24 protein-coding genes are annotated in these 21,749 nt (G+C 70.3%); 8 read left to right on the forward strand and 16 right to left on the reverse strand.

Annotated features, from left to right (window positions below; translation table 11 throughout):
- From ACE3P2_RS01225 to ACE3P2_RS01235, 3 genes are all read left to right on the forward strand, one after another.
- Positions 1-424: alpha-ketoglutarate-dependent dioxygenase AlkB (locus ACE3P2_RS01225; protein WP_374259993.1), on the forward strand; the 424-nt coding region annotated here is incomplete at its 5' end.
- A 216-nt stretch (positions 425-640) separates the two neighbouring features.
- Positions 641-1,498, forward strand: a complete 858-nt coding sequence (locus tag ACE3P2_RS01230; RefSeq protein ID WP_374259994.1) for a DNA-3-methyladenine glycosylase — start codon at positions 641-643, stop codon at positions 1,496-1,498.
- A 115-nt stretch (positions 1,499-1,613) separates the two neighbouring features.
- Positions 1,614-2,111: a hypothetical protein gene (locus tag ACE3P2_RS01235; protein WP_374259996.1), complete on the forward strand. Its 498-nt coding sequence runs from the start codon at positions 1,614-1,616 to the stop codon at positions 2,109-2,111.
- 136 nt (positions 2,112-2,247) lie between these two features.
- On the opposite strand, the gene ACE3P2_RS01240 is transcribed toward ACE3P2_RS01235, so the two are convergent.
- Positions 2,248-3,186, reverse strand: a complete 939-nt coding sequence (locus tag ACE3P2_RS01240) for a transporter (RefSeq protein WP_374259998.1) — start codon at positions 3,184-3,186, stop codon at positions 2,248-2,250.
- 401 nt (positions 3,187-3,587) lie between these two features.
- Between ACE3P2_RS01240 and ACE3P2_RS01245 the strand changes: the two genes are divergently transcribed.
- From ACE3P2_RS01245 to ACE3P2_RS01255, 3 genes are read left to right on the forward strand one after another with little or no spacing between them, the layout of a single operon-like run.
- Complete coding sequence (locus ACE3P2_RS01245; protein ID WP_374260000.1) at positions 3,588-5,246, forward strand: flavin-containing monooxygenase; 1,659 nt, start codon at positions 3,588-3,590, stop codon at positions 5,244-5,246.
- A gap of 19 nt (positions 5,247-5,265) precedes the next feature.
- A complete protein-coding gene (locus ACE3P2_RS01250; RefSeq protein WP_374260002.1) occupies positions 5,266-5,445 on the forward strand; it encodes an SDR family oxidoreductase in 180 nt (59 codons plus the stop codon).
- A gap of 47 nt (positions 5,446-5,492) precedes the next feature.
- On the forward strand, positions 5,493-6,551 hold the full coding sequence (locus ACE3P2_RS01255) for an alpha/beta fold hydrolase (RefSeq protein ID WP_374260004.1): 1,059 nt from the start codon (positions 5,493-5,495) through the stop codon (positions 6,549-6,551).
- Positions 6,552-6,680: 129 nt separating this feature from the next.
- Here the strand turns inward: ACE3P2_RS01255 and ACE3P2_RS01260 are convergent, their stop codons facing one another.
- The 5 genes from ACE3P2_RS01260 to ACE3P2_RS01280 all read right to left on the reverse strand — a co-directional run bounded on the left by ACE3P2_RS01260 (position 6,681) and on the right by ACE3P2_RS01280 (position 11,634).
- A complete protein-coding gene (locus tag ACE3P2_RS01260; protein WP_374260006.1) occupies positions 6,681-7,568 on the reverse strand; it encodes a helix-turn-helix domain-containing protein in 888 nt (295 codons plus the stop codon).
- Positions 7,569-7,773: 205 nt separating this feature from the next.
- Positions 7,774-8,499 (reverse strand): fumarate reductase iron-sulfur subunit, encoded by a 726-nt coding sequence (locus ACE3P2_RS01265; RefSeq protein ID WP_374260008.1) that lies wholly within the window; start codon positions 8,497-8,499, stop codon positions 7,774-7,776.
- Positions 8,500-8,510: 11 nt separating this feature from the next.
- Positions 8,511-8,840 carry a 2Fe-2S iron-sulfur cluster-binding protein gene (locus ACE3P2_RS01270; protein WP_374260010.1) on the reverse strand — a complete coding sequence of 110 codons (330 nt, stop codon included), beginning with the start codon at positions 8,838-8,840 and terminating at the stop codon, positions 8,511-8,513.
- Entirely contained in the window at positions 8,837-10,816 is a 1,980-nt protein-coding gene (locus ACE3P2_RS01275; RefSeq protein WP_374260012.1) for a fumarate reductase flavoprotein subunit, read from the reverse strand. Before ACE3P2_RS01275 ends, ACE3P2_RS01270 begins: the two co-directional genes overlap by 4 nt.
- Positions 10,817-10,818: 2 nt before the next feature.
- Positions 10,819-11,634, reverse strand: a complete 816-nt coding sequence (locus tag ACE3P2_RS01280; protein WP_374260015.1) for a fumarate reductase cytochrome b subunit — start codon at positions 11,632-11,634, stop codon at positions 10,819-10,821.
- Between the two features lie 342 nt (positions 11,635-11,976).
- Between ACE3P2_RS01280 and ACE3P2_RS01285 the strand changes: the two genes are divergently transcribed.
- Complete coding sequence (locus tag ACE3P2_RS01285) at positions 11,977-12,426, forward strand: YaiI/YqxD family protein (protein WP_374260018.1); 450 nt, start codon at positions 11,977-11,979, stop codon at positions 12,424-12,426.
- A 7-nt stretch (positions 12,427-12,433) separates the two neighbouring features.
- On the opposite strand, the gene ACE3P2_RS01290 is transcribed toward ACE3P2_RS01285, so the two are convergent.
- From ACE3P2_RS01290 to ACE3P2_RS01300, 3 genes are all read right to left on the reverse strand, one after another.
- Entirely contained in the window at positions 12,434-13,378 is a 945-nt protein-coding gene (locus tag ACE3P2_RS01290) for a cation diffusion facilitator family transporter (protein ID WP_374260021.1), read from the reverse strand.
- Between the two features lie 12 nt (positions 13,379-13,390).
- Positions 13,391-14,470, reverse strand: coding sequence for a nitroreductase family protein (locus ACE3P2_RS01295; protein ID WP_374260024.1), 1,080 nt, complete (start codon positions 14,468-14,470; stop codon positions 13,391-13,393).
- A gap of 61 nt (positions 14,471-14,531) precedes the next feature.
- Positions 14,532-15,431 (reverse strand): ThiF family adenylyltransferase, encoded by a 900-nt coding sequence (locus ACE3P2_RS01300; RefSeq protein ID WP_374260026.1) that lies wholly within the window; start codon positions 15,429-15,431, stop codon positions 14,532-14,534.
- A gap of 188 nt (positions 15,432-15,619) precedes the next feature.
- Here ACE3P2_RS01300 and ACE3P2_RS01305 point away from each other — a divergent pair, with 188 nt between their 5' ends.
- The gene (locus ACE3P2_RS01305; RefSeq protein ID WP_374260029.1) at positions 15,620-16,393 is read left to right on the forward strand and encodes a PEP-CTERM/exosortase system-associated acyltransferase; all 774 of its coding nucleotides are present in this window, start codon (positions 15,620-15,622) and stop codon (positions 16,391-16,393) included.
- Here the strand turns inward: ACE3P2_RS01305 and mnhG are convergent.
- The 7 genes from mnhG to mbhE form a co-directional block, all read right to left on the reverse strand.
- Positions 16,351-16,707, reverse strand: coding sequence for a monovalent cation/H(+) antiporter subunit G (gene mnhG / locus ACE3P2_RS01310; RefSeq protein WP_374260031.1), 357 nt, complete (start codon positions 16,705-16,707; stop codon positions 16,351-16,353). The genes ACE3P2_RS01305 and mnhG overlap by 43 nt on opposite strands.
- Positions 16,700-16,960 carry a monovalent cation/H+ antiporter complex subunit F gene (locus ACE3P2_RS01315; protein WP_374260034.1) on the reverse strand — a complete coding sequence of 87 codons (261 nt, stop codon included), beginning with the start codon at positions 16,958-16,960 and terminating at the stop codon, positions 16,700-16,702. The genes mnhG and ACE3P2_RS01315 overlap by 8 nt, the downstream gene beginning before the upstream one ends.
- A complete protein-coding gene (locus ACE3P2_RS01320) occupies positions 16,957-17,292 on the reverse strand; it encodes a Na+/H+ antiporter subunit E (RefSeq protein WP_374260037.1) in 336 nt (111 codons plus the stop codon). Before ACE3P2_RS01320 ends, ACE3P2_RS01315 begins: the two co-directional genes overlap by 4 nt.
- Positions 17,289-18,743: a proton-conducting transporter membrane subunit gene (locus tag ACE3P2_RS01325; protein ID WP_374260039.1), complete on the reverse strand. Its 1,455-nt coding sequence runs from the start codon at positions 18,741-18,743 to the stop codon at positions 17,289-17,291. The genes ACE3P2_RS01320 and ACE3P2_RS01325 overlap by 4 nt, the downstream gene beginning before the upstream one ends.
- On the reverse strand, positions 18,740-19,141 hold the full coding sequence (locus ACE3P2_RS01330) for a sodium:proton antiporter (RefSeq protein ID WP_374260041.1): 402 nt from the start codon (positions 19,139-19,141) through the stop codon (positions 18,740-18,742). Before ACE3P2_RS01330 ends, ACE3P2_RS01325 begins: the two co-directional genes overlap by 4 nt.
- The gene (locus ACE3P2_RS01335) at positions 19,138-19,572 is read right to left on the reverse strand and encodes an MnhB domain-containing protein (RefSeq protein WP_374260044.1); all 435 of its coding nucleotides are present in this window, start codon (positions 19,570-19,572) and stop codon (positions 19,138-19,140) included. The genes ACE3P2_RS01330 and ACE3P2_RS01335 overlap by 4 nt, the downstream gene beginning before the upstream one ends.
- Positions 19,569-21,749, reverse strand: a 2,181-nt coding sequence (gene mbhE / locus ACE3P2_RS01340) for a hydrogen gas-evolving membrane-bound hydrogenase subunit E (RefSeq protein WP_374260046.1), incomplete at its 5' end; no start/stop codon positions are given. The genes ACE3P2_RS01335 and mbhE, both read right to left, overlap by 4 nt.

Genomic DNA, 21,749 nt, shown 5'->3' on the forward strand with positions numbered 1-21,749 from the left:
CCACGGCTACCGCTACGCCGGCGCCGATCCCGACAGCGCCCGCCCGTGGCCGCCCATGCCGCCGCTGTTCGCGCGCCTCGCCGAAGCCGCCGCCGCCCGCGCCGGCTTTGCCGGCTTCGCCCCCGACGCCTGCCTGATCAACCGCTACGTCCCCGGCGCCCGCATGGCCCTGCACCAGGACCGGGACGAAACCGACCTCACTCAGCCCATCGTCTCCGTCTCCCTCGGCCTGCCTGCGGTCTTCCTGTGGGGTGGCGGGCAGGGCAGCGACAAGGCCCGGCGCGTCCCCCTCGGCCACGGCGACGTGGTGGTGTGGGGCGGCCCGGCGCGGCTCACCTTCCACGGCATCGCCCCGCTGAAAGACGGCGCGCACCCGGCCACCGGCGCCTGTCGGATCAACCTCACCTTCCGCAAGGCCGGCTGAAGACGATCACGCGGGGTCACGTAGGTCGGGTCAGCGCAGCGTAGCCCCACACCTTTCCTGCCCCAGCCGCCGCTTGGAGAACCGGGGTTCATGCATGGCATCGGGGTGTCCGATGCGCTTTGAATCCATCGGGCGTGAGCAGGTCAGAGCGGAGGGAGGATTGTCGGGTTACGCTGCGCTAACCCAACCTCCGCCCTCCAACATCACCCCACCGCTATGCGCCTGCCCGCCGACTTCCGCCCCGCCGATCTCCTCGCCTTCCACGCCCGCGACGCCCGCCAGGTGGCCGAGCGGGTGTGCGGGAGCCGCATCGAGAAGGGCCTGATCTGGCACGGCCACCCGGCCTGCCTCAGCATCGAGCTAAGCTCGGGGACGGCCGAGGTCCGGCTCGCCGTCGATGGCCCGTCGCCTGATCCGGCCGCTGTCGTCCCCCTCGCCCGCCGCCTGCTCGGCCTCGATCAACCTTGCGCAGAACTCGCCGCCGCCCACCGGGATCACCCCCAGCTCGGCCCCCTCCTCGCCCGCCAGCCCGGGCTGCGCATCCCCCAGGCCGCCACGCCCTTCGAGGCCCTGAGCTGGGCCGTCACCGGCCAGCAGATCAGCGTCGCCGCGGCGGTGAGCATCCGCCGCCGGCTGATCGAAGCGGCCGGCGCGCGCCACAGCAGCGGCCTCGCCTGCTACCCCGACGCCGCCACCTTCGCCCGGCTCGACGAGGCCCGGCTGCGCGGCGCCGGCTATTCCGCCACCAAGGCCGCCACCCTCCTCGACGTGGCTCGCCGCTGCGCCGACGGTCGCCTGCCCCTGGACGACTGGCTGACGGCCGGCACCCCGGCCGACGAAATCCGCGCCCGCCTCGCCGAGGTGCGCGGCATCGGCCCGTGGACCATCGACTACACCCTGCTGCGTGGCTTCGGGGAGATGGACGCCTCGCTCCACGGCGACGCCGCCGTGCGCCGCAAGCTGCAAGCACTGCTCGGCCGCGACACTCCGCCCGGCCCGACCGAAACGCGCGACTGGCTCGAACAGTTCGCACCGTGGCGCTCGCTGGTGGCTGCGGGCTTGTGGGTGAGCTAAGGCGTCCCGACGATGGAGCGAGCGCAAACTAGCGGCGTGCCGTTGCGCTAAACTCCACCAAGTAGCCACCCGAGACACGTGATGGCCCCTTCAAACTCAGACATCGGCGCACACCATGAACTTCGAGTTGATCCACCTGCTATCCGAATCGGGCTTCGTCGGCGACGTTCCGGTCGCCCGTTTGCAGAAATCCTGCGAGGACGTGCCGCGGGTGCAAGGGGTGTACCTGATCGTCCGGACGAGCGATTGCCCGGTGCACTTCCTGACCATCAGCAGCGGTGGGCATTTCAAGGGCCGCGATCCCACGGTCACCGTCAGGACGCTCGAAGAGCGCTGGCTCGATCGCCCCAAGGTGCTGTACATCGGAAAGGCCGGCGGCAACGGCCAGCGGGCGACGCTTCGAGAACGTCTGCATACCTACATGCAGTTCGGACGGGGCAAGCCTAAGGCGCACTGGGGTGGCCGCTACATCTGGCAACTGGAGGACGCCGGCGCACTGCGGGTGTTCTGGAAACCCACCCCGGCGGACGTGCCGCGACACGTCGAGCAGGGCCTGCTCACCGAGTTTAATCAGCAATACGGACAACTGCCCTTTGCCAATCTGAGGACGTAGGACACGCGTCCGGCCCGCCAGCGCGTGCGCTGCCAAACGGCACCGGGCCGTCGAATTTCAGCGCGGGCCCGGCGCGATGCCCGGCCCGTCGAGGACGCCGGGCACCGCGAAGCGGTGCCCGGTCGCGGGCCGACGCTCAGAACACCTTCATCAGCCGCAGGTTGAGGCGGGCGTCCTCGCGCACGCCGGTGTCCACCGCCAGATCGCGGCCGACGGTGCCGAGCACTTGCCAGCCCGGCGCGAAGAAATGCGCCATGCCGAGCGATGCGCGGGTGCGGCGCTGGCGGTCGTGCTGGCGCACGCCGTCGATCTCGGTCTCGCCGCCCACGTAGCGCGAGGCCATCAGGTTGATCGAGGTGGCGGCGCTCAGGTGGTGGCGCAGGTGGGTCTGCACCTCCCAGGCGGGGCGCTGGCTGAGGGTCGCGCCGCCGGGGCCGGCCTTGGTGTTGTCGCCGAACCACTGCATGTCGCCGATCAGGTCGAGGGTGAACTTGTCGCCGAGGGGTAGCACGCCGCCGGCCTGCAGGGCGAACTTCCAGCGGTTCTCGCCGAAGGGGTTGAGCGCCCGCTGGCGGTCGTAGTGGCCGGTGGGCAGCCACAGCCAGGGCGTGATGCCGAAGGCCCGCCGGCCCGGATCGTCCTTGAGCAGATGGACGGTGGTGGCGAGGATCAAGTCGCCAACGCCGTTGCTCACCCCGAGCCCGTCCAGGTCGCCGCCGGTGTGCACGGTGCCGAAAGGCAGCAGGAACTGGGGCGCCACGGTGTAGCCGCCCACGTCGAGGTAGCGCACCCCGCGGGCGATGCCCACGTCGGCGCGCAGGTCGGCGTTGGCGGACGTCTTGTGGCCGCCGGCGTAAAGCGCACTGCCCTGGGAGTGCTGGTAGTAGAGCAGCGCGAGGTCGGTACCGGGCGGCACGTAGGCGTAGTCGCCGGCATCGACGGCTACCGCCGCGGCCAGGCGGGGCAGCGCGGCGGCCAGCACGCCGGCCGCGAGCGCCATGCGTCGGGCCGGGCGACGGCGCGCCGCAGCGGGGTGGCAGGATCGTGCGCTCGTGTCGGGGTTGAATCGGGGCATTTCGGGTCTCCTTTGATCTGGGTGATCCCCGCCCATTCGTGCGGGGCGTTTTTTTCGGTGCGCGCACGAGATCGCCGTCCCCTTTTCCTGTGTGTTCAATCCGCCGCAAATGCCTGGCGGCGCTCCGAGTTTTAGTGGCGTCGGACATGCCGCCGATACCGTGCGGGCCGATTCTAATCACGCCGCTCGCCCGCTTTTTCGCCGCCGGACGCCCTGCGGCAGGGTTTTCCCGATTCGTTCAAAAGATCGCCAAGGATCGACAAGATCGGCGTCCGGTCCTGCTCATAAATTGCACTCACGGCGACGGCCGACGGGGGCGAGCCCTCCGACGCCGCGCCGCTCGACGAGGTCGGCCTCCCCCTGGAGACGGCCGCCACCACAAGAAAGCAAGGAGACAAGAAATGAGCACGAAAGCCCCCCAGCCGAGCACCGACCGCCCCCACGACGCCGCGCAGGCCGTCGAGCACCTCGACGCGCTGGTCATCGGTGCCGGCGTCGCCGGCCTGTACCAACTGCATCGCCTGCGGGAGATGGGCATGAAGGTGCGCGCCTACGAGACCGGCTCTGGCGTCGGCGGCACCTGGTACTGGAACCGCTACCCTGGCGCGCGCTTCGACTCCCAGGCGGAGATCTACCAATACTGGTTTTCGGAGGCGCTGTACAAATCGTGGCAGCCCTCCGAGCGCTTTCCCGCGCAGCCCGAAACCGAGCGCTGGCTCAATCACGTGGCGGACACCCTCGATCTGAAGAAGGACATCCAGTTCAACACCCGCATCGCCTCGGCCCATTTCGACGAAGCCAACGATCAGTGGAACATCGAGACCGCGGCCGGCGAAAAGCTCACCGCCCAGTTCGTGATCGCCTGCTGCGGCATGCTGTCGGCGCCGCTGTCGGACCGCTTCCCCGGCCAGTCCAGCTTCAAGGGGCAGATCTTCCACACCGGCCTGTGGCCGAAGGCGCCGGTGGACCTGAAGGGCAAGCGCGTGGCGGTGGTGGGCACCGGCGCCACCGGCATCCAGGTGATCCAGACCATCGCCCCCGAAGTGGGCTCGATGAAGATCTTCGTGCGCACCCCGCAGTACGTGATCCCGATGCGCAACCCCAAGTATTCCAAGGCCGACTGGGAGAAATGGGGTTCGCGCTTCCACGAGCTGAAGGCCCGCGTGCGCAGCACCTTCGCCGGTTTCGACTACGACTTCGACGCCGGCTCGTGGGCCGACAAGACCCCGGCCGAGCGCACCACGGTGCTCGAGAACCTGTGGGAAGACGGCTCCCTTGCCCTGTGGCTGGCGTCCTTCCCCGAGATGTTCTTCGACGAGGACGTGAGCGAGGAGGTGTCGAAGTTCGTCCGCGCCAAGATGCGCGAGCGCCTGCAGCACGACCCCGCACTGTGCGACCTGCTGATCCCCACCGACTACGGCTTCGGCACCCACCGCGTGCCCCTCGAGAACAAGTACCTGGAGGTCTACCTGCAGCCCAACGTGAGCACCGTGGATTGCCGCAAGGCACCCATCGAGCGCATCGTGCCCGAGGGCATCCAGACCGCCGACGGGGTGATCCACGAGGTGGACGTGATCATCCTCGCGGTGGGCTTCGACGCGGGCTCCGGCGCCCTCACCCGGATCGACTTCCGCGGCCGCGACGGGCGCTCCCTGAAGGCCGAATGGGGCAACGAGATCCGCACCGCGATGGGCCTGCAGGTGCACGGCTACCCCAACCTGTTCACCACCGGCGCGCCGCTGGCCCCGTCGGCCGCCCTGTGCAACATGACCACCTGCCTGCAACAGCAGGTGGACTGGATCACCGGCTGCATCGACTACGCCCGCAAGCACGGCAAGAAGGTGATCGAGGCGACCCAGGCCTTCCAGGACGAGTGGGTGCAGCACCACGACGAGACGGCGAACAAGACCCTCGTCGTCAAGACCGACTCCTGGTACATGGGCTCCAACGTCGACGGCAAACCGCGGCGGCTGATCTCCTACATCGGCGGCGTGGGCACCTACAACCAGAAGTGCGACCAGCTCGCCAGCCAGGGCTACCCCGGCTTCGCGATGCGCTGAGCGGAAAAGGAGACCCACGATGAACCGACTTTCCGGCAAGGCCGCCGTCGTCACCGGCGGCGGCAACGGGCTGGGCGCCGCGATCGCGCAGCGCATGGCCGACGACATCGCCTGGGGCGCGGTATACCTGGCGTCGGACGAGGCGCGCTGGGTCACCGGCGCCGAGCTGGTCATCGACGGCGGCTACACCGCGCGCTGAACCGGCGGGGGCCACGCGCCCCCGCCCCCACACCCAAGGAGACTCGAATGAACAATTATTACAGCCAGGACAACCACGGCCCCTTCAAGCTCATCAACATCGGCGCGCTGGAGCTCGAGGAAGGCGGCGTGCTGCCCGAGTGCACCCTCGCCGTCGCCACCCACGGCACCCTCAACGCCGCCCGCGACAACGCGATCCTGGTGCCCACCTGGTACTCGGGCACCAGCAAGATCATGGAGCAGGTGTACATCGGCCCCGGCCACGCCCTCGATCCGGCACGCTATTTCATCATCGTGGTGAACCAGATCGGAAACGGTCTCTCGCTCTCGCCGAGCAACGCGCCGGCCGCCCTCGCCGGGCCGGCCTTTCCGAAGGTACGCATCGGCGACGACGTGCGCGCCCAGCACCGGCTCGTCACCGAGCACTTCGGCATCCAGCGCCTGGCGCTGGTGGTGGGCGGCTCGATGGGCGCCCAGCAGACCTACGAATGGGCGGTGCGCTACCCCGACATGGTCGAGCGCGCCGCGCCCATCGCCGGCACCGCCCGCAACACCGAGCACGACTTCGTGTTCGCCGAGACCCTGATCGAGGCGATCACCACCGACCCGGGCTTTCGCGACGGCCGCTACGGCTCGCCCGATGAAGTGGCCGCCGGCCTCAAGCGCCATGCCAAGCTGTGGACGGTGATGGGCTGGAGCACCGAGTTCTTCCGCGGCGGGCGCCATCGGGTGCTGGGCTTCGAGTCGATGCAGGCCTTCGTGGATCAGTTCATGACCGGCTACTTCGGCCCGATGGACCCGAACAACCTGCTCGCCATGGCCTGGAAGTGGCAGCGCGGCGACGTGAGCCGCAACACCGGCGGCAACCTGGTCGAAGCCCTCGGCCGCATTCGCGCCAAGACCTACGTGATGCCGATCAGCCACGACATGTTCTTCCCGCCCAGCGACTGCCTGGCCGAACAGCAACTGATCCCGAACAGCGAGTTCCGGCCGCTCGCCAGCATCGACGGCCACCTCGCCCTGTTCGGCACCGACGCCAACTGCATCGCCGAACTGGACAGTCATCTGAAGGAACTCCTCGCCAGCGACATCGCCTCCGAGAGGTGACGTCCGCCGCCAGCAGGGGCGGCGACGGCACCGGCGCTCCACGCGAGTGCCTTAACGGCGCAACCGGGCAACCGGCTGCGCCTTTTTGCGCTGGATGTCGGGGTCGGCCTGCGTGACGCGGGCGGAGGTTCAGGCGCCGTTGTCCTTGCGCAGCCGCGCCGGCGTGGTGCCCAGGCGCGCGCGCAGCACGCGGGTCAGGTGCGCCTGGTCGGCAAAGCCGCACATCGCCGCAACTTCCTTGATCGCCAGCCCCCGCGAGGCGAGCAGCCGCGCCGCCCGCTCGACGCGCCGGCCCATCACGAACTCGTAGGGCGAGCAGCCCAGGGTGGCGCGGAAGTGCCGGGTGAAGGTCCACACGCCGAGGCCGAGGGTTTCGGCCATCTTCTCGATGGTGATGCCTTCGTGCAGGTGCGACTCGATGTATTCCTCGAGCCGTCGCACGCGAGTCGGCGACAGGGGGCCCACGGGCTGCGCGTCCTGGAAGGTGCAACGCGCGTACTTGCGGAACAGGTGCACCGCCAACTGGATCGACAGCGCCTCGACATACAGGCTGCCGCCGAGCCCGCGCTGGCGGGCCTCGAGGGTGATCGCGTCGACGATGTGGGTCACCGCCGGGTCCTGGGCCTGCAGCACGTCGTGCAACTGCACCTCGGCCACGGTGCGCTCGGTGACGTCGGAGGCCACGCGCGACATCAAGGCCTCGGACAGGTAGGTGTGGGACACCTCGATGCACTGGGTCCAGTGCCAGTGGGACGGCGCCGAGCGGGTCAGCAGCGAGAAATCGCCCGGGGTGCAGCGCTTGCGGCTCCAGCGCCCTTCGACGCAGCGGTCCATCGGCGTGTCCCCGGCGTGGTAGCGCACTACCATGAAGTGATCCATCGGCGGAATCGGCACGTCGAGCCCGGTGTAGCGGTAGGCCCGGTGCCCGACGTTCTTCCAGCCCAGCCCGTCGCTGGCCGAGGTGATCCGGCCCGGCACCCAGGTGGGCAGATCCCGAGGGGAAATCAGGTTAGCCATCGCACGAAAGCGTCAGTCGCGAAACCGGAAGGCCGGTGGAGTGGATCGGAGAGCAGCGCCCAAGGCTGCAATCATACAAATATAATTTAAATGAGTTAATAAAATTAAGTAATTAACCCGCCCGCGGCAACGACTGCCCGCGAGGCGCGGCCAGCGCCCGGGCAGACATCGAAAACGGAAGGGAAACGCCGTGCGACGGCGTCGGCTACTTGAGGCCGACGACGGCCATCTTGCGTCGCAGAAACGCGATCTGGGTCTGCAGCGGCAGGCCCTTAGGGCACACGTCGTGACAGCCGAGCAGGCTCATGCAGCCGAACACGCCGGTGTCGTCGCCGATGAGCTCGAAGAAATCGTCGTCGCTGCGGGTGTCGCGGGGATCGAGGCGGAAACGGGCGATCTTGTTGAGGCCGACGGCGCCGACGAAATCCGGGCGCATCCGGGCCGTGCCGCAGCCCGCCACGCAGCAGCCGCATTCGATGCAGCGGTCGAGTTCGTAGATGGCTTCGGCGAGGGCCGGTTCCATCGGCGCCTCGACCGCCGTCAGGGCGGCTTCCTGCTGGCCGTGAATCCAGGTTTCGAGGCGCTCGGCGGTGCCGCGCATCCACTTGCCGGTGTTCACCGAGAGGTCGCCGATCAGCTCGAACACCGGCAGGGGCGCCAGGGTGACGAGCGGGCCGAGGTCGCGGGTGAGGCTGCGACAGGCGAGGCCGGGCTTGCCGTCGATGAGCATCGCGCAGCTGCCGCAGATGCCGGCGCGGCAGACGAAGTCGAACTGCAGCGAAGGGTCGAGGCGTTCGCGGATCTCGGTGAGGGCAAGGAAGAGCGTCATGCCCTCGGCCTCCTCGACGCGAAAATCCTGCCAGTGGGGCGCAACGCCCTCGCCGGGGCTGCTGCGCAGGATGCGCAGGGTGAGACTGCGGGGGGCGTGCATGGCGGTGCCGCTCAGTGACCGCCGCGCGGCGGGTTGCGCAAGCCGCCCCAGCCCTCGGCATGGGGGCCGGGGGCGACGGTGATGTCGCGGCCCAGATCGCGGACGAAGCGGGTACACGGCACGCCGGGCACGCCGTTGATCAGGACGCAGCAGGTGTTGCAGGCCCCCGAATGGCAGTTGAAACCATCCACCCAGGTGGGCGGCAGGGCGCCGCGCGCCTGCTTCATGGCGCCGAGCAGGGTGAGGTCGGGGCTTTCGACGACGGTGACCGGCTGGGTGCCGCCAGTGAGGGTGCGCAGGTGCAGGGTAACGGTGTGGACGTGAGGCAGAGGGGCGTTCATGACTTCTGTTCTCCAGCCCGTTCGACACGGCCCCGGTAGGGTTCCGGGACAAGGTGGTCGAAGGGCATCAAGGCGTGCTGCAGGGTATAACGGTCGGCGTGGCCGAAGGCTGACCGGATCGCGGCGACTTCCGCCGCGCGGCGGGCGGTGGCCGGATGTTCGATGGCATCGCGGGCGCCGTAACCGCGCCAGCCGGGGGGCAGCTCCATGGCCGCCACGTCGAGGGCTTCGTAGTCGAGGCGCGGCAGGGTTTCATCGCCGTGCCAGGTGGCGAGGGTGCGCTTGAGCCAGTTCGCGTCGTCGCGGCGGGGGTAGTCCTCGCGGTAGTGGGCGCCGCGGCTCTCGGTGCGGGCCAGAGCCCCCTGGGCGACGCACAGGGCCAGCTTGAGCATCTTCTGCACCCGGTAGGCGGCCACCAGCTCCGGGTTGCTGCCGGGGCGGCGGGTGGCGATGCCGATGTGGCGGCTCTTCTCCAGCAGTTGCCGGAGTTCGCTCACCGCGGATTCGAGCAGATCGCCGCGGCGGAAGATGCCCACCTTGTCGGTCATGATGTCCTGCATCCGCCGGGTGATCTCGGTCGCGCTCTCGCTTCCGTTGCCATGCAGCAAAGTGTCGAGCTTTGCCTGCTCCCGTTCGAGGAATTCCCGCACGAGGGCGGTGGAGACATGCAGATCGCCTGCGGCGGATTCCACGAAATCGGCCATCTTCTCGCCGACGATCATGCCGGCGACCACCGTCTCGGCCACCGAGTTGCCGCCCAGCCGATTGAAGCCGTGCAGATCCCAGCAGGCGGCCTCGCCGCAGGCGAACAGGCCGGCGAGCCCGCGGGCGTGGCCGGCGGCGTCGGTGCGGATGCCGCCCATCGAGTAATGCTGGGCCGGGCGCACGGGGATCATGTCGCGGGCCGGATCGATGCCCAGGAAGTGCTGGCAGATCTCCTTCACCTCTCGCAACCGGCCGTCGATGTGGGCCTTGCCGAGGAGCGTGATGTCGAGCCACAGGTGCTCGCCGAAGCGGGTCTTGACGCCGTGGCCGGCGCGGATGTGCTCCTCCATGCGCCGCGACACCACGTCGCGGGAGGCCAGTTCGCGCTTCTCGGGCTCGTAGTCGGGCATGAAGCGGTGGCCGTCGGCATCGCGCAGCAGGCCGCCGTCGCCCCGGCAGCCTTCGGTGACGAGGATGCCGGCGGGAAAGATGGTGGTCGGGTGAAACTGCACCGCCTCCATGTTGCCGAGCGGCACCACGCCGGTTTCCAGCGCGATGGCGGCGCCGATGCCCTCGTTGATGATCGCGTTGGAGCTGACCCGGTAAATGCGCCCGAAGCCGCCGGTGGCGATGCAGGTGGCCTTGGCCACGTAGGCCGAGAGCTCGCCGGTGACGAGATCGCGCACGATGGCCCCGTGGCAGCGCCCGCCTTCGTGGATCAGCGCGATGGCTTCGGTGCGCTCGTGCACCGGGATGCTTTCGGCCACGGCCTGGTCGCTCACCGCGTAGAGCATGGCGTGGCCGGTGCCGTCCGAGACGAAGCAGGTGCGCCACTTCTTGGTGCCGCCAAAATCCCGGGCGGCGATGAGGCCGTGCATCGCGGCGGGCTCGGAGAGCGTCACCCGCTGGCCGTCCATCACCACCTCGCGGGAGCCCGCCTGGATGCGGTTCCAGGGCACGCCCCAGGCGGCGAGCTCACGCACGGCCTGAGGCGCGGTGTGCACGAAGAGGCGCGCCACCTGCTGGTCGCAGCCCCAGTCGGAGCCGCGCACGGTGTCTTCAAAGTGCACGTCCTCGTTGTCGCCGGCGCCCATCGCGGTGTTGCCGAGGCTGGCCTGCATGCCGCCCTGGGCGGCGGCCGAATGGGAGCGCTTGGGCGGCACCAGGCTCAGGATGGTCACGTCGTGACCGCGGCGGCGGGCGCCCACGGCGGCACGCAGGCCAGCCAAGCCGCCGCCGATCACCAACACGTCGGTGTAGTGGATGCGCATGGTCAGCCCCGCTGGGTGGCGGACGGCACGTAGGGCTCGCCGGCGCGATCGGCGTGGGCGATGCCCAGCTGCACGTAGGCCAGCAGGGTGACGAGGCCGAGGCCCACGAAGAACACGCTGAACGCCGTCTTCACCACCCGCAGCCGGCGCCGGCCGGCAACCGGGTCGCGCCCTTCGAGCCAACCCCACTTGAGGGCCAGCCGGTACAGGCCGACGCTGCCGTGGAGCTCGACCGCGAAGAGCAGCAGCAGGTAGAGTGGCCACATGGTGCCCGTCCAGATGCGGTCGGCGGATTCGTACGGCCCGATCAGCTCGGGATGTACCAGCATCCCGTAAAGATGCACCGTGCCCAGGAAGAACAGCGCAAAGCCGGTCCACAGTTGCAGCCACCACAGGCCGGTGTCGCTGTGGCGCAGCTGCCGGCGATGCTCGGCAAAGGCCCGGTACTGGCGCCAGTTGGCGGGAAACTTGCGCAGCGCCAGCCACGCGTGGCCGACGAACACCGCCAGCACGAAGCCCACCACGCACGACACCACCCACGGTTGGGGCGTGCCGAACAGCCAGCCGGCCTCGAAGAAGCGGGCGACGGTGTAAAAGGCGTCGTGGCTGATGAGGATGGACGACACGAAGAACATGTGCGCCACCAGGAACAGCGCAAGGAAGAGCCCGGAAGCGCTCTGCAGCAGGTCGAGCCGGGCCGGCCAGCGCGACGGGCGGACACGACGGGCGGACTGCGCGCGCGCGGCCGGCGAAGCCAGATCGGCCGGAACGGCGGCGTCGGGCTGGAACAGCCCGGTTTGTTCGATGGAACGCGTCATGATGAGGAAACCGCGGTGAATCGACCACCAGCCGGCAGGCCTCGCCCCGCCGCGCGGATAACTGCCCCCCGCGCCCGGTGCGGCGGCACACGAACCCACGGTTCGCGCCGGCGCCTTGTCTCCTCTTTTTCTCTCTTGGGCCGAGCCTTTTATCGGCGGCCCGGCTTCAAGCTAGACCGCCGTCGGCGATATTGCTGTGCACAATGCCGCGATTCCATGACCGTGGCGGCTCCAAAAAGGGGTTTCCCGGGCACACCAACCCGAATCCGTTGTTTTTCGGCAACAGAGGCGGCCGGCCACCGGGGGTTACACTGGCGTCCTTCCTTTTCTGCCCGAGCCGCCATGCAAATCTGGATCGACGCCGACGCCTGCCCTGTCGTGGTCAAGGACATCGTCTTCCGCGCCGCCGAACGCCTGCAGATTCAGACCTACGTGGTCGCCAACCGGCTGCTGCGCACGCCGCCGTCGCGCTTCATCCGGGCGATTCAGGTGCCGGCCGGCTTCGACGTGGCCGACGCGCACATCGTCGACACGCTGGCGGCGGGGGATCTGGTGATCACCGCCGACATTCCGCTGGCCGCCGCGGTGCTGGCGCGCGGCGCCCATGCGCTCAATCCCCGCGGCGAGTTGTACACCGACGCCAACATCGCCGAACGCCTGTCGATGCGCAACTTCCTCGAGGAACTGCGCGGCAGCGGCGTGCAGACCGGCGGCCCGGCGGCCTTCAGCCAGGCCGACCGGCAGGCCTTCGGCGGCGCGCTGGATCGCTTCCTGGCCAAGGCGCCGCGCTGAGCGCCGATCAGGCCAGGGCCGCGGGCTTGGCGCAGCCGTCGTTCATGCCGTCCAGTTCGATCTGGATGGTCGGGTGGTGGATGCGAAAACGCTGCGCCAGCCCTTCGGCCACGTCGGCCAGGAAGGCGTCGCCCGGATGGCCGCCGGGCATCACGAGATGCACCGACAGCGCCGTGTCGGCGGTCCCCAGCGCCCAGACGTGCAGGTCGTGCACGTCCGTCACCCCGGGCAGACCGGCCAGCCAGGCGTGCACCTCGGTCAGCGCGATGCCGTCGGGCACCCCGTCGAAGGCCAGGTGCAAGGACTGGCGCAGCAGCCCCCACGCGCTCGCCACGATCACCGCGGCGATGGCGAGGCTCGCCACCGGGTCGAGCCAGGCCCAGCCGAAATGCAGGTAAAGCGCGCCGGCCGCCACCACGCCGAGGGACACCAGTGCGTCGCCAGCCATGTGCAGGAAAGCGCCGCGGATGTTGAGATCGTCCTTGCTGCTCGACATGAACAGCACCGCGGTGACGCCGTTGATGAGCACCCCGATCGCCGCGACGACGATCACCGTCCAGCCGGCCACCGGTTCGGGCGCGTTCAGGCGCTGGATCGCCTCGAGGGCCAGCGCGCCCATCGCCACCAGCAGCAGCACGCCGTTGGCCAGCGCGGCGAGGATCGAGGCCCGCGCCCAGCCGTAAGTGCGGCGGGACGTGGGACGCAGGCGGGCGGCAGCGCTGGCGCCCCACGCCAGGATTAGGCCGGCCACGTCGGAAAGGTTGTGGCCGGCGTCGGCGAGCAGCGCGAGGGAATCGGACAGCCAGCCGTAACCCGCTTCGACGAGCACGAAGCCGATGTTGAGGGCGATGCCGATGGCGAAGGCCCGGTCGTAGGACGCGGGGCCGTGGTGGTGGCCGTGGCTGTGCCCATGGGCATGGCCGTCGTGATCGTGATGATGGCGGGCGGGCATCGCGGGACGGACTCAGCGCGGCGACAGCATCAGCTCATCCACGCTCTTGCGCAGGGAGCGCGAATGCGGGGTATCGCAGACGCCGACGCGGCAGAAGAAGGTCAGGGCCTGATCGCGACCGAAGCCCCCGATGCGCTCGAACTCGTCGGCGAGCGCATCGGCGCCACGGGCGATCTCGGGCAGGGCCGAGAACCGCTGGCCCGCGCGGGCGTACCAGCGGAAGATCAGCGGCGTCATCTCGGGCTGCAGGTGCAGGCCCACCGAGGCGGCGGTGAGCCACAGGCGCTGGAGCGCGACACCGCCGCGCGCGTGGCCTTCGACGCCCGCCGCCGGCGTGTCGGCAAGCACCAGCACGTGCGCCGCGCAGGCGATGGCCGGGATGTAGTCGAGCTGCACCCGCGGGGCGAGGGTGCCGCCCAGATATTTGTTGAAGAACTGGACGCGGCCCCAGCTCGCCATCACCCATTCCATCAGCCGCGCGGTGGCGCTGTCGACGCCCACCGCCTGCTCGGGGATACGATCCTTGCTGAAGCGGGTGCGCCACTCGATGATTTCCTTGTGCACCGGGTAGGCCTCGGGGCAGGTCAGACGCAGGTAGGCGTTGCGCCACAGCAGCCCCGCCACCTGGCGACGGGCCGCACCGCTCTCGAAGAAGCGCACCGAATACCCGGCCCCCGGCGCGGCGGCGAGGGCGGCACGCTGGGTGTCGCTGAGCGGCGTGGTGCGCATCGGGCGGCGCTGCACCACGCGGGTCTCGATGAAGGGCAGCAGCGGGTCGGCCGCGATGCCGGGCGCGGCGGCGAGGCGCACGTCGTAGATCGGCGCCTTGTCGGGGCAGCCCGAGCGCAGCGTCCAGCTGGCGGCCAGGCCCTCGCCGGTGGCGGCGATGCGCAGGGTTTCGAGCAGCGCGCCGTGGGCGATGTGGCTGGCGTGGCCGTTGAAGTCGTAGAGGCACCACTCGCGGGTGTCGTGGCCGTGGATCGCGACGTGATCGTCGGCGACGATCTCGAAGCGCCACGGCTGGGTGTTGTCGCCACTCGGGGCCCAGCGGGCCAGATCGAGGATTTTCAGCAGGGTTTCACGGCTGGCCATCGGGGGCTGCTCCTGGAGGAAGACGCGGGGGCGGGGCACGGGTCGGCCGGGCGGAAGGGCCTCAGGCGGTGCTGCGGAATTCGCCGCGGCGCATGGCGCGCAGCTGGCGGCGGGCAATCGCGAGGCCGATCTGCTGGATCGGGTTGCGGTTGCCCCAAGGCCGCCACGTCTTGACGTAGCGGTTGCGGTAGGCGTCGAACTGAAAACCCCACGGCGCGCAGATCACCTTGCCACGGCCGAGCAGGATCTTCAACGCCTCGGTGGCGGTGACCCCGGCGCACAGCTGGCAGGCCGCCACGGTGCTGGGGCCACGGCGGGCGTCGAAATCGACGCGGGTCGGATCGGCGATGTAGCCGCGCTGGAGCATGGCGGGCGACAGGCCGAGCAGGAAGCGCACCGCCATCTCGTCCTCGTCGCAGCCTTCGAGGCGGAAGTATTCCTCGAAGGACATGTGCCCCGGCAGGAAGGACAGCACCGCCGTGCCCATGCCCAGCGGCGCCGCGGTGACGGCAGGCACGCCGAGGCGGTGGCAGGCGTAGAAGGTGTCGCGGCGGGCGGTGAAGGCGAAGAAGTCGAGGCCATCCACGTAGAGGTCGGCGCCGGCGAGGAAATCGTCGAGGTTGCCGGCATCGACGCCCCGATCGAAGATGCGGATGTCGAGCTCGGGGTTGATGTCCCTGGCCATGCGCGCCATGACTTCGGCCTTGGGCTGGCCCAGCGTGGACACCGCCGCACCGGCCTGGCGGTTGAAGTTCACCACGTCGAAGGTATCCATGTCGGCGATGGTGAAGGCGCCGATGCCGAGCCGCGCGAGCGTCAGGAGGTGCACGCCTCCCACGCCGCCCATGCCGGCAATCGCCACCCGTTTGCCGCGCAAGGCGGCCTGCTCGGCGACGGTTACCCAGCCGATATTGCGGGCAAACGCATCGTCATAACTGAAAGTCGCGTTGGTATCAGACATGCGCAGCGCTATCCATCTTTCCCGGAAACACTATGATACGACGTTTGCAGGTGTCGCCGCGTGGCCCGGCCGACCGCCGCTCGTCGGAATCCCTCCGCCGCCCGGCCCCGCGCACCTACAGCTCACCCCTCCTCGGGTCGTTGTTAGACAATGCTCCCTGCAACCCGACTTTTAAAGGCCCATCTGCCATGTCGTTACTTGATCGATTCAGTCTGGGCGAAGGTTTCCGAAAATATTTCGAAGTGGTGGCCGCCTTCGACGAGGCCCGTCGCAACGAGGTGTACGGCATCCGTCACGAGGTTTATTGCGAGGAGCTCGGCTTCGAGCCGGTCCGCCCGGACCGCCGCGAGATCGACGACAACGATCGCCACAGCCTGCACTGCCTGATGCGCACCTCGACCGCGCCGCAGACGCTGGTCGGCTGCAATCGACTGGTGCTGGCCCGCCCCGAAGACCCGGCCCACCCGCTGCCCTTCGAGCACGCCTGCAGCGCCACCCTCGACCGCTCGATCATCGACCCCGCCCGCGAGCCGCGCGGCAGCATCGCCGAGGTCTCGCGCCTCGCGGTGCGCGCCCACTACCGCCGCCGGAAGGGCGAAACGAAGACCGCGCTGGCGCTCTCCGACGACGACTTCGGCACCAAGGAGCAGCCGCGTTTCCCGTACATCCCGATCGGCCTGTACCTGGCGGTGATCGCCCTGGCCAAGCGCGAAGGCATCGAAACCCTGTTCATGCTCACCGAACCGCGTCTGGCCGACCACTTCTCGAAGCTCGGCGTCAAGATCACCCAGATCGGCGGCCCGGTCGAACACCGGGGCATCCGCGTCCCGTCGATGATGAACGTCGATCACGTCATCAAGAACCTGCGTTTCTTCATCCGACCCATCTGGCGGGTCGTCGCGGACGAGATCGAGGCCGGCTACGCCGGCGGACGACCGGCGTTCTCGCCCCCAGCGGCCTGATCGTCGTCGTCCTCGTCGGGCTGCGGCATCGCGGCGTCCGGGCGGGGCTCGCCCTGCTCCCGTAACGCCGCCTGCGCCAGCGCGTGGGCCGCGATCGGCAAGGTCGCCAGCAGCGCGACGAAAATTCCCAGCGCCCGCAGCGCCCACGCCAGGCTCCCTCCCGCCAGCGCAACGCCGGCCAGCAGCACCCCCAGCGCCAGCGTGCCGGCCTTGGTGGCCGCGTGCTGGCGCGACAGCGCGTCGGGCAGGCGCAGCACCCCCAGCGCCGCGATCACCAGCAACCCCATGCCGAGCAGCATCAACGCCTCAGCCACGCCGGTCTCCCTTTCGCGCCACCGCCCGGGCCCACGCCAGGGTGCCGACGAAGGCCACCAGCGCAACCCCCAGCGCCACGTCGAGATAGAGCACCTGCCCGCTCTGCGCCGCCGCCAGCACGCAGGCCGCGACGCCGCAGGCCGACAGCAGGTCGAGGGCGACGATCCGGTCGGCGTCGCCGGGGCCGCGCACCAGCCGCAACGCCGCCAACGCCACCGCGAGCCCCAGCAGGCCGACCAGCGCCGCGTTCATGGCGCACCTCCGCACACCACCCGCACGTGGCGCTCGAAATGGCGGCGGATGCCCGCCGCCGTGCCGGCCGCGTCGCGACCGTCGAGCAGGTGCAGCAGCAGGGTCCGCGAGGCCATGTCGATCTCCACCACCGTCGTCCCCGGCGTCAGGGTGACGAGGGCTGCCAGCAGCGCCGCGCCGCCCTCGCCGAGGGGCTCGAACTGATAGCGCACCAGCGCCGGCTGCACCGTCGGTCGGGGCGCCAGGATGATGCGCAGGGTTGCCACGCCCGACAGCAGCAGTTGCCAGACAAAGCTCGCCGCGAGCCACAACGCGGTGAGGACGCGCGTCATCGTCCGCCTCCCGAAAGATCGGCCGCCGCCTGCCCGGCCAGGTCGAGCAGCGCCTGGGGGAACAGGCCAATGGCGGCCGTGACGAGCGCCAGCAGGCCTACCGCGCCCAACGCCAGCGCCGGCACCCGGCCGGCCGCCACGGGGGCGGGATGGGGCTTCCAGAACGCTTCGAGCCAGATCTTGCTCATCGAATACAGGGTCAGCACGCCGGTGGCGAGCGCCGCCCCACCCCACGCCCAGTGCCCGCCGGCAAAGCTCTCGCGCAGCACCAGGAACTTGGCCCAGAAGCCCGACAACGGCGGAATGCCCACCAGCGACAGGGCCGGCACCGCGAAGACGATCGCCAGCAGCGGCCGCGCCGCCGCCACCCCGCCGATCCGCCGCAGGTCGTAGCTGCCGGCCACCCGGCACACCAGCGCCGCGATCAGGAACAGGTTGGCCTTCACGACGATGTGATGGATCGTGTAGAAGACCGCCGCCGTGTAGCCGGCCGGCGTCGCCAGCGCCACGGCCAGGATCAGGTAGCCGATCTGGCTGACGATGTGAAAAGCCAGGATACGCCGCAGATCCCAGTGCCAGGCCGCGCCCAGCGCACCGGCCAGCATCGTCGCCACCGCCACCGCACCGAGCACCGCCTGCCAGTCGCCCAGCGCCGCCGGGAAAACCTGTCCGAACAGACGCAGCAGCGCGTAGACGCCGACCTTGCTGAGCAAGCCCGCGAACAGCGCCAGCACCGGCGCCGGCAGCACGTGGTAGGCGGCGGGCATCCACGAGAACAGCGGAAACGCCGCTGCCTTGGCAAGGAAGGCCACCGTCAGCAGCGCGACACCGGCCGCCAGCAGCGGGCTTTGCGGCGCCTGCGCCAGGGCCACGAAATTGAGCTGTCCGGTGGCGCCGTACACCACCGCGATGCCGGCGAGCAGCACCAGCGTGCCCAGCATGTTGAGGACCAGGTAGCGCAGCGTGCCGTCCAATTCGGCCGGCCGCGCCCGGTGGGCGAGCAGGCCCAGCGCGGCGATCAGCATCACCTCGAACCACACGTAGAGGTTGAACAGGTCGCCCGTGGCGAAGGCGCCCCCGACGCCGGCCATCAGCCCGTGCACCAGCGGCAGCGCCGCCGAGCGGCCCGCCGCCGGATCGACCCGCGTCGCCTGGAACAGCAGGCAGACGAAGGCAATCAGCGCCGAGACCAGCATCATCGCCGCCGACAGGTGGTCGACCGCGAAGACGATGCCGAAGGGCTGCGGCCAGTCGCCGAGCCCGAGCACCAGCGGGCCGCGGTCGCCGACGACCCGCAGCAGCGCCAGCGCCGCCAGCAGGTTGGCCGCCCCGGCGAGCAGGCTGAAGCCCTCCGCCAGCCGACGCCGGCCGGCCAGCAGCACGCCGCCCACCACGCCGGCCAGGGGCACCAGCACGGGCGCCAGCACGAGGTTGGCGAGCGCCGCGCTCACGCCCGCCGCTCCGCTTCGAAGGGCAACGGCTTGCCGTCTGGCCCGGCGCCGGGTTCGGCGTCGGCCAGGGCGGCCACATCGCCCGCCGGCCGCCGCGCCAGGATGGCCAGCACCAGCACCAGCGCGAAGCACACGAAGGCGAAACCGATCACGATGGCGGTGAGCACCAACGCCTGGGGCAGCGGGTTGGCCGCCGTGGCCGCCAGCACCGTCTCGCCGTCGGCCAGGATCGCCGGGAGGCCCGCGCCGACGCGCCCCGCCATCAGCACGAAGAGATTGACCGCCGTGCCCGCCAGCGCGAGGCCGACCACCATCCGCAGCAGATCGCGGGCAAGGATCAGCCACACCGCGGCGCCCCCGCAGACGCCGATCGCCAGGGCCAGCAGCCAGGCGTTCATGACTTCCTCCCCAGGGCCAGCACCAGCGCGGCGAGTCCGCCCCAGACGCAGAGCATCACACCCAGGTCGAACAGCATCACCGTCGACCACGGCAGCGCCAGCGGACCGAGTGCGAGTTCGCCGCCGAGGTGGGTCAGGAACGGCCGCCCGAGGCACACCGCCGGGAGCCCGGCCAGCGCCCCGAACGCCACCCCCAGCGCGGCCAGGCGTTCCGGCGCCAGCGGCAGGCGCGCCCGAGCGGCCCGCCCGCCAAAGGCCAGCGCGTAACTGGCGGTGGCGGCCACCGCCAGCAGCCCGGCGATGAATCCGCCGCCCGGCGCGTTGTGACCGCGATACCACACCACCAGCGCCGCCAGCAGCAGCGGCCGATAGAGCAGCCCCACCGCCTGCTCGACGAGCACCTCGCGTGGTCCGGACCTCGGGCGATTCATCGCGCCCCCCGCGGAATGCGCTGCAGGATGCCCACCGCGGCGAGCGCCGCCAGCAACACCACGGCGATCTCGCCGAGGGTGTCGAGGCCGCGGAAATCCACGATGATCACATTGACCACGTTGCGCCCGTGGGCCGCGACGAGAGACTGGGCGCCGAAGAAATCCGACAGCGCGGCGTCGAAGGGCGCGGCCGTCATGCCCAGCGCCAGCACCGTGAGCGCCACCCCGGTGGCGACGGCCGCCAGCGCGGCCCACCCCGGTCGGCCGTGGGGCCGCACCGTCGGCGCCGACGCGGTGAGCCGCCCGATGGCCGCCGCGACCACCACCGCGAACACCCCATCGACGGCCAGTTGGGTGAAGGCCAGATCGGGTGCCCCGCGCGAGAGGAAGATCAGCACCGCGCCCAGCCCGGCGATGCCGCTCGCCAGGAGCAACGGCAGACGGCGCACGAGCAGCACGCAGGCCAGGGCCGCCAGGGCGACAAGCAGCGCGCCGGCGGCGAGGCCCGGGTCCACGTCGCCACTCGGGGCCGGCAGCGCCAGCACCGTCAGCCAGGGCAGCAGCGCGAGCCCGGCCGCCGCCAGCAAGGTGGCGCCGTAGCCGGACAGGCTGCCGTGCTGGAGGACGCGCGTGACTCGCCCGGCGAGCGCAGCGAGGCCGCTCATCGCCCGCTCGAAGCCGCGCTGGCCGCTCGGCCCGGCGGACGGATCGCGGCCGTGCAGCCCGCGCTCCCGCTGCAGCCGGAAGTACAGGCCAATGCCGCCCACGAAGGCCACCGCGCTCATCGCCAGCGGCAGATTGAAGCCATGCCACAGGGCGATGCTTACGTCGGGCATCGGCGCGCCGCTCACCGCGGGCACCGCCACCGCGAGCAGCGGACCGAAGGTGTGCATCGGCAGCAGGCCCACCACGACGCAGACCAGCACCAGCAGGTCGACGGGCACGCGCATCCACAGGGGCGGCTCGTGGGGATGGCGGTCGAGCCCGACCGGCTCGCCGTGGAAGAAGGTGTCGTGGATGAAGCGCGTCGAGTAGGCCACGCCCAGTAGGCCCGCGAGCACCGCGCCGGTGGGCACCAGCCACGCGAACAACGGGTGGCTCACCTGCAGCGCCTCGGCGAAGAACATCTCCTTGGACAGGAAGCCGTTGAGCAACGGCACCCCGGCCATCGCGGCGGCGGCGGTCATCGCCAGCACCGAGGTCCAGGGCATGTAACGGATCAGCCCGTTGATGCGGCGCAGGTCGCGGGTGCCGCACTCGTGGTCGATGATCCCGGCGGCCATGAACAGGCTGGCCTTGAAGGTGGCGTGGTTGAGGATGTGGAACACCGCCGCCACCACCGCGAGCTCCGACCCCAGCCCCAGCAGCAGGGTGATGAGCCCCAGGTGCGACAAGGTCGAATACGCCAGCAAACCCTTGAGGTCGTGCTGGAAGACGGCGTACCAGGCGCCCACCAGCAGCGTCGCCAGCCCGGCCAGGCTCACCGCGTAGAACCAGGCCTCGCTGCCCGCCAGCACCGGGTAGAGCCGCGCCAGCAGGAACACGCCGGCCTTCACCATCGTCGCCGAGTGCAGGAAGGCCGACACCGGCGTGGGCGCGGCCATCGCGTGGGGCAGCCAGAAGTGGAACGGGAACTGCGCGCTCTTGGTGAAGGCCCCGAGCAGGATCAGCGCCAGGATCGCCGGATACAGCGGATCGGCGCGCACCTGCGGGCCGGCGGCGAGCACCGCGTCGAGATCGAAGCTGCCGACCACCTGCCCCAGCAGGATCAGCCCGGCCAGCAGGCACAGCCCGCCGCCGGCGGTGATCGTCAGCGCCATGCGGGCACCCTGGCGAGCGTCGTCGCGGTGGGTCCAGAAACCGATCAGCAGGAAGGACGCGACACTGGTCAGCTCCCAGAACACCAGCAACGCGATCAGATTGCCGGCGGTGACCACCCCCAGCATCGCCCCCGCAAAGGCCAGCAGGTAGGCCAGGAAACGTGGCTCCGAATCGTCGGCCGACAGGTAGTAGTGGGCGTACAGCACCACCAGCGCGCCGATGGCCGAGATCAACAGGCAGAAGATCCACGCCAGGCCGTCCACGCGCACCGCGTAGTCGATGCCGGCCAGCCACGGCACCACGACCTTCGGCACCGCGCCCGCGAAGACGGCCGGCGCCAGCGCCGCCGTGGCGAC

It is taken from the genome of Zoogloea sp. (assembly GCF_041911615.1).
Taxonomy (GTDB): Bacteria; Pseudomonadota; Gammaproteobacteria; order Burkholderiales; family Rhodocyclaceae; genus Zoogloea.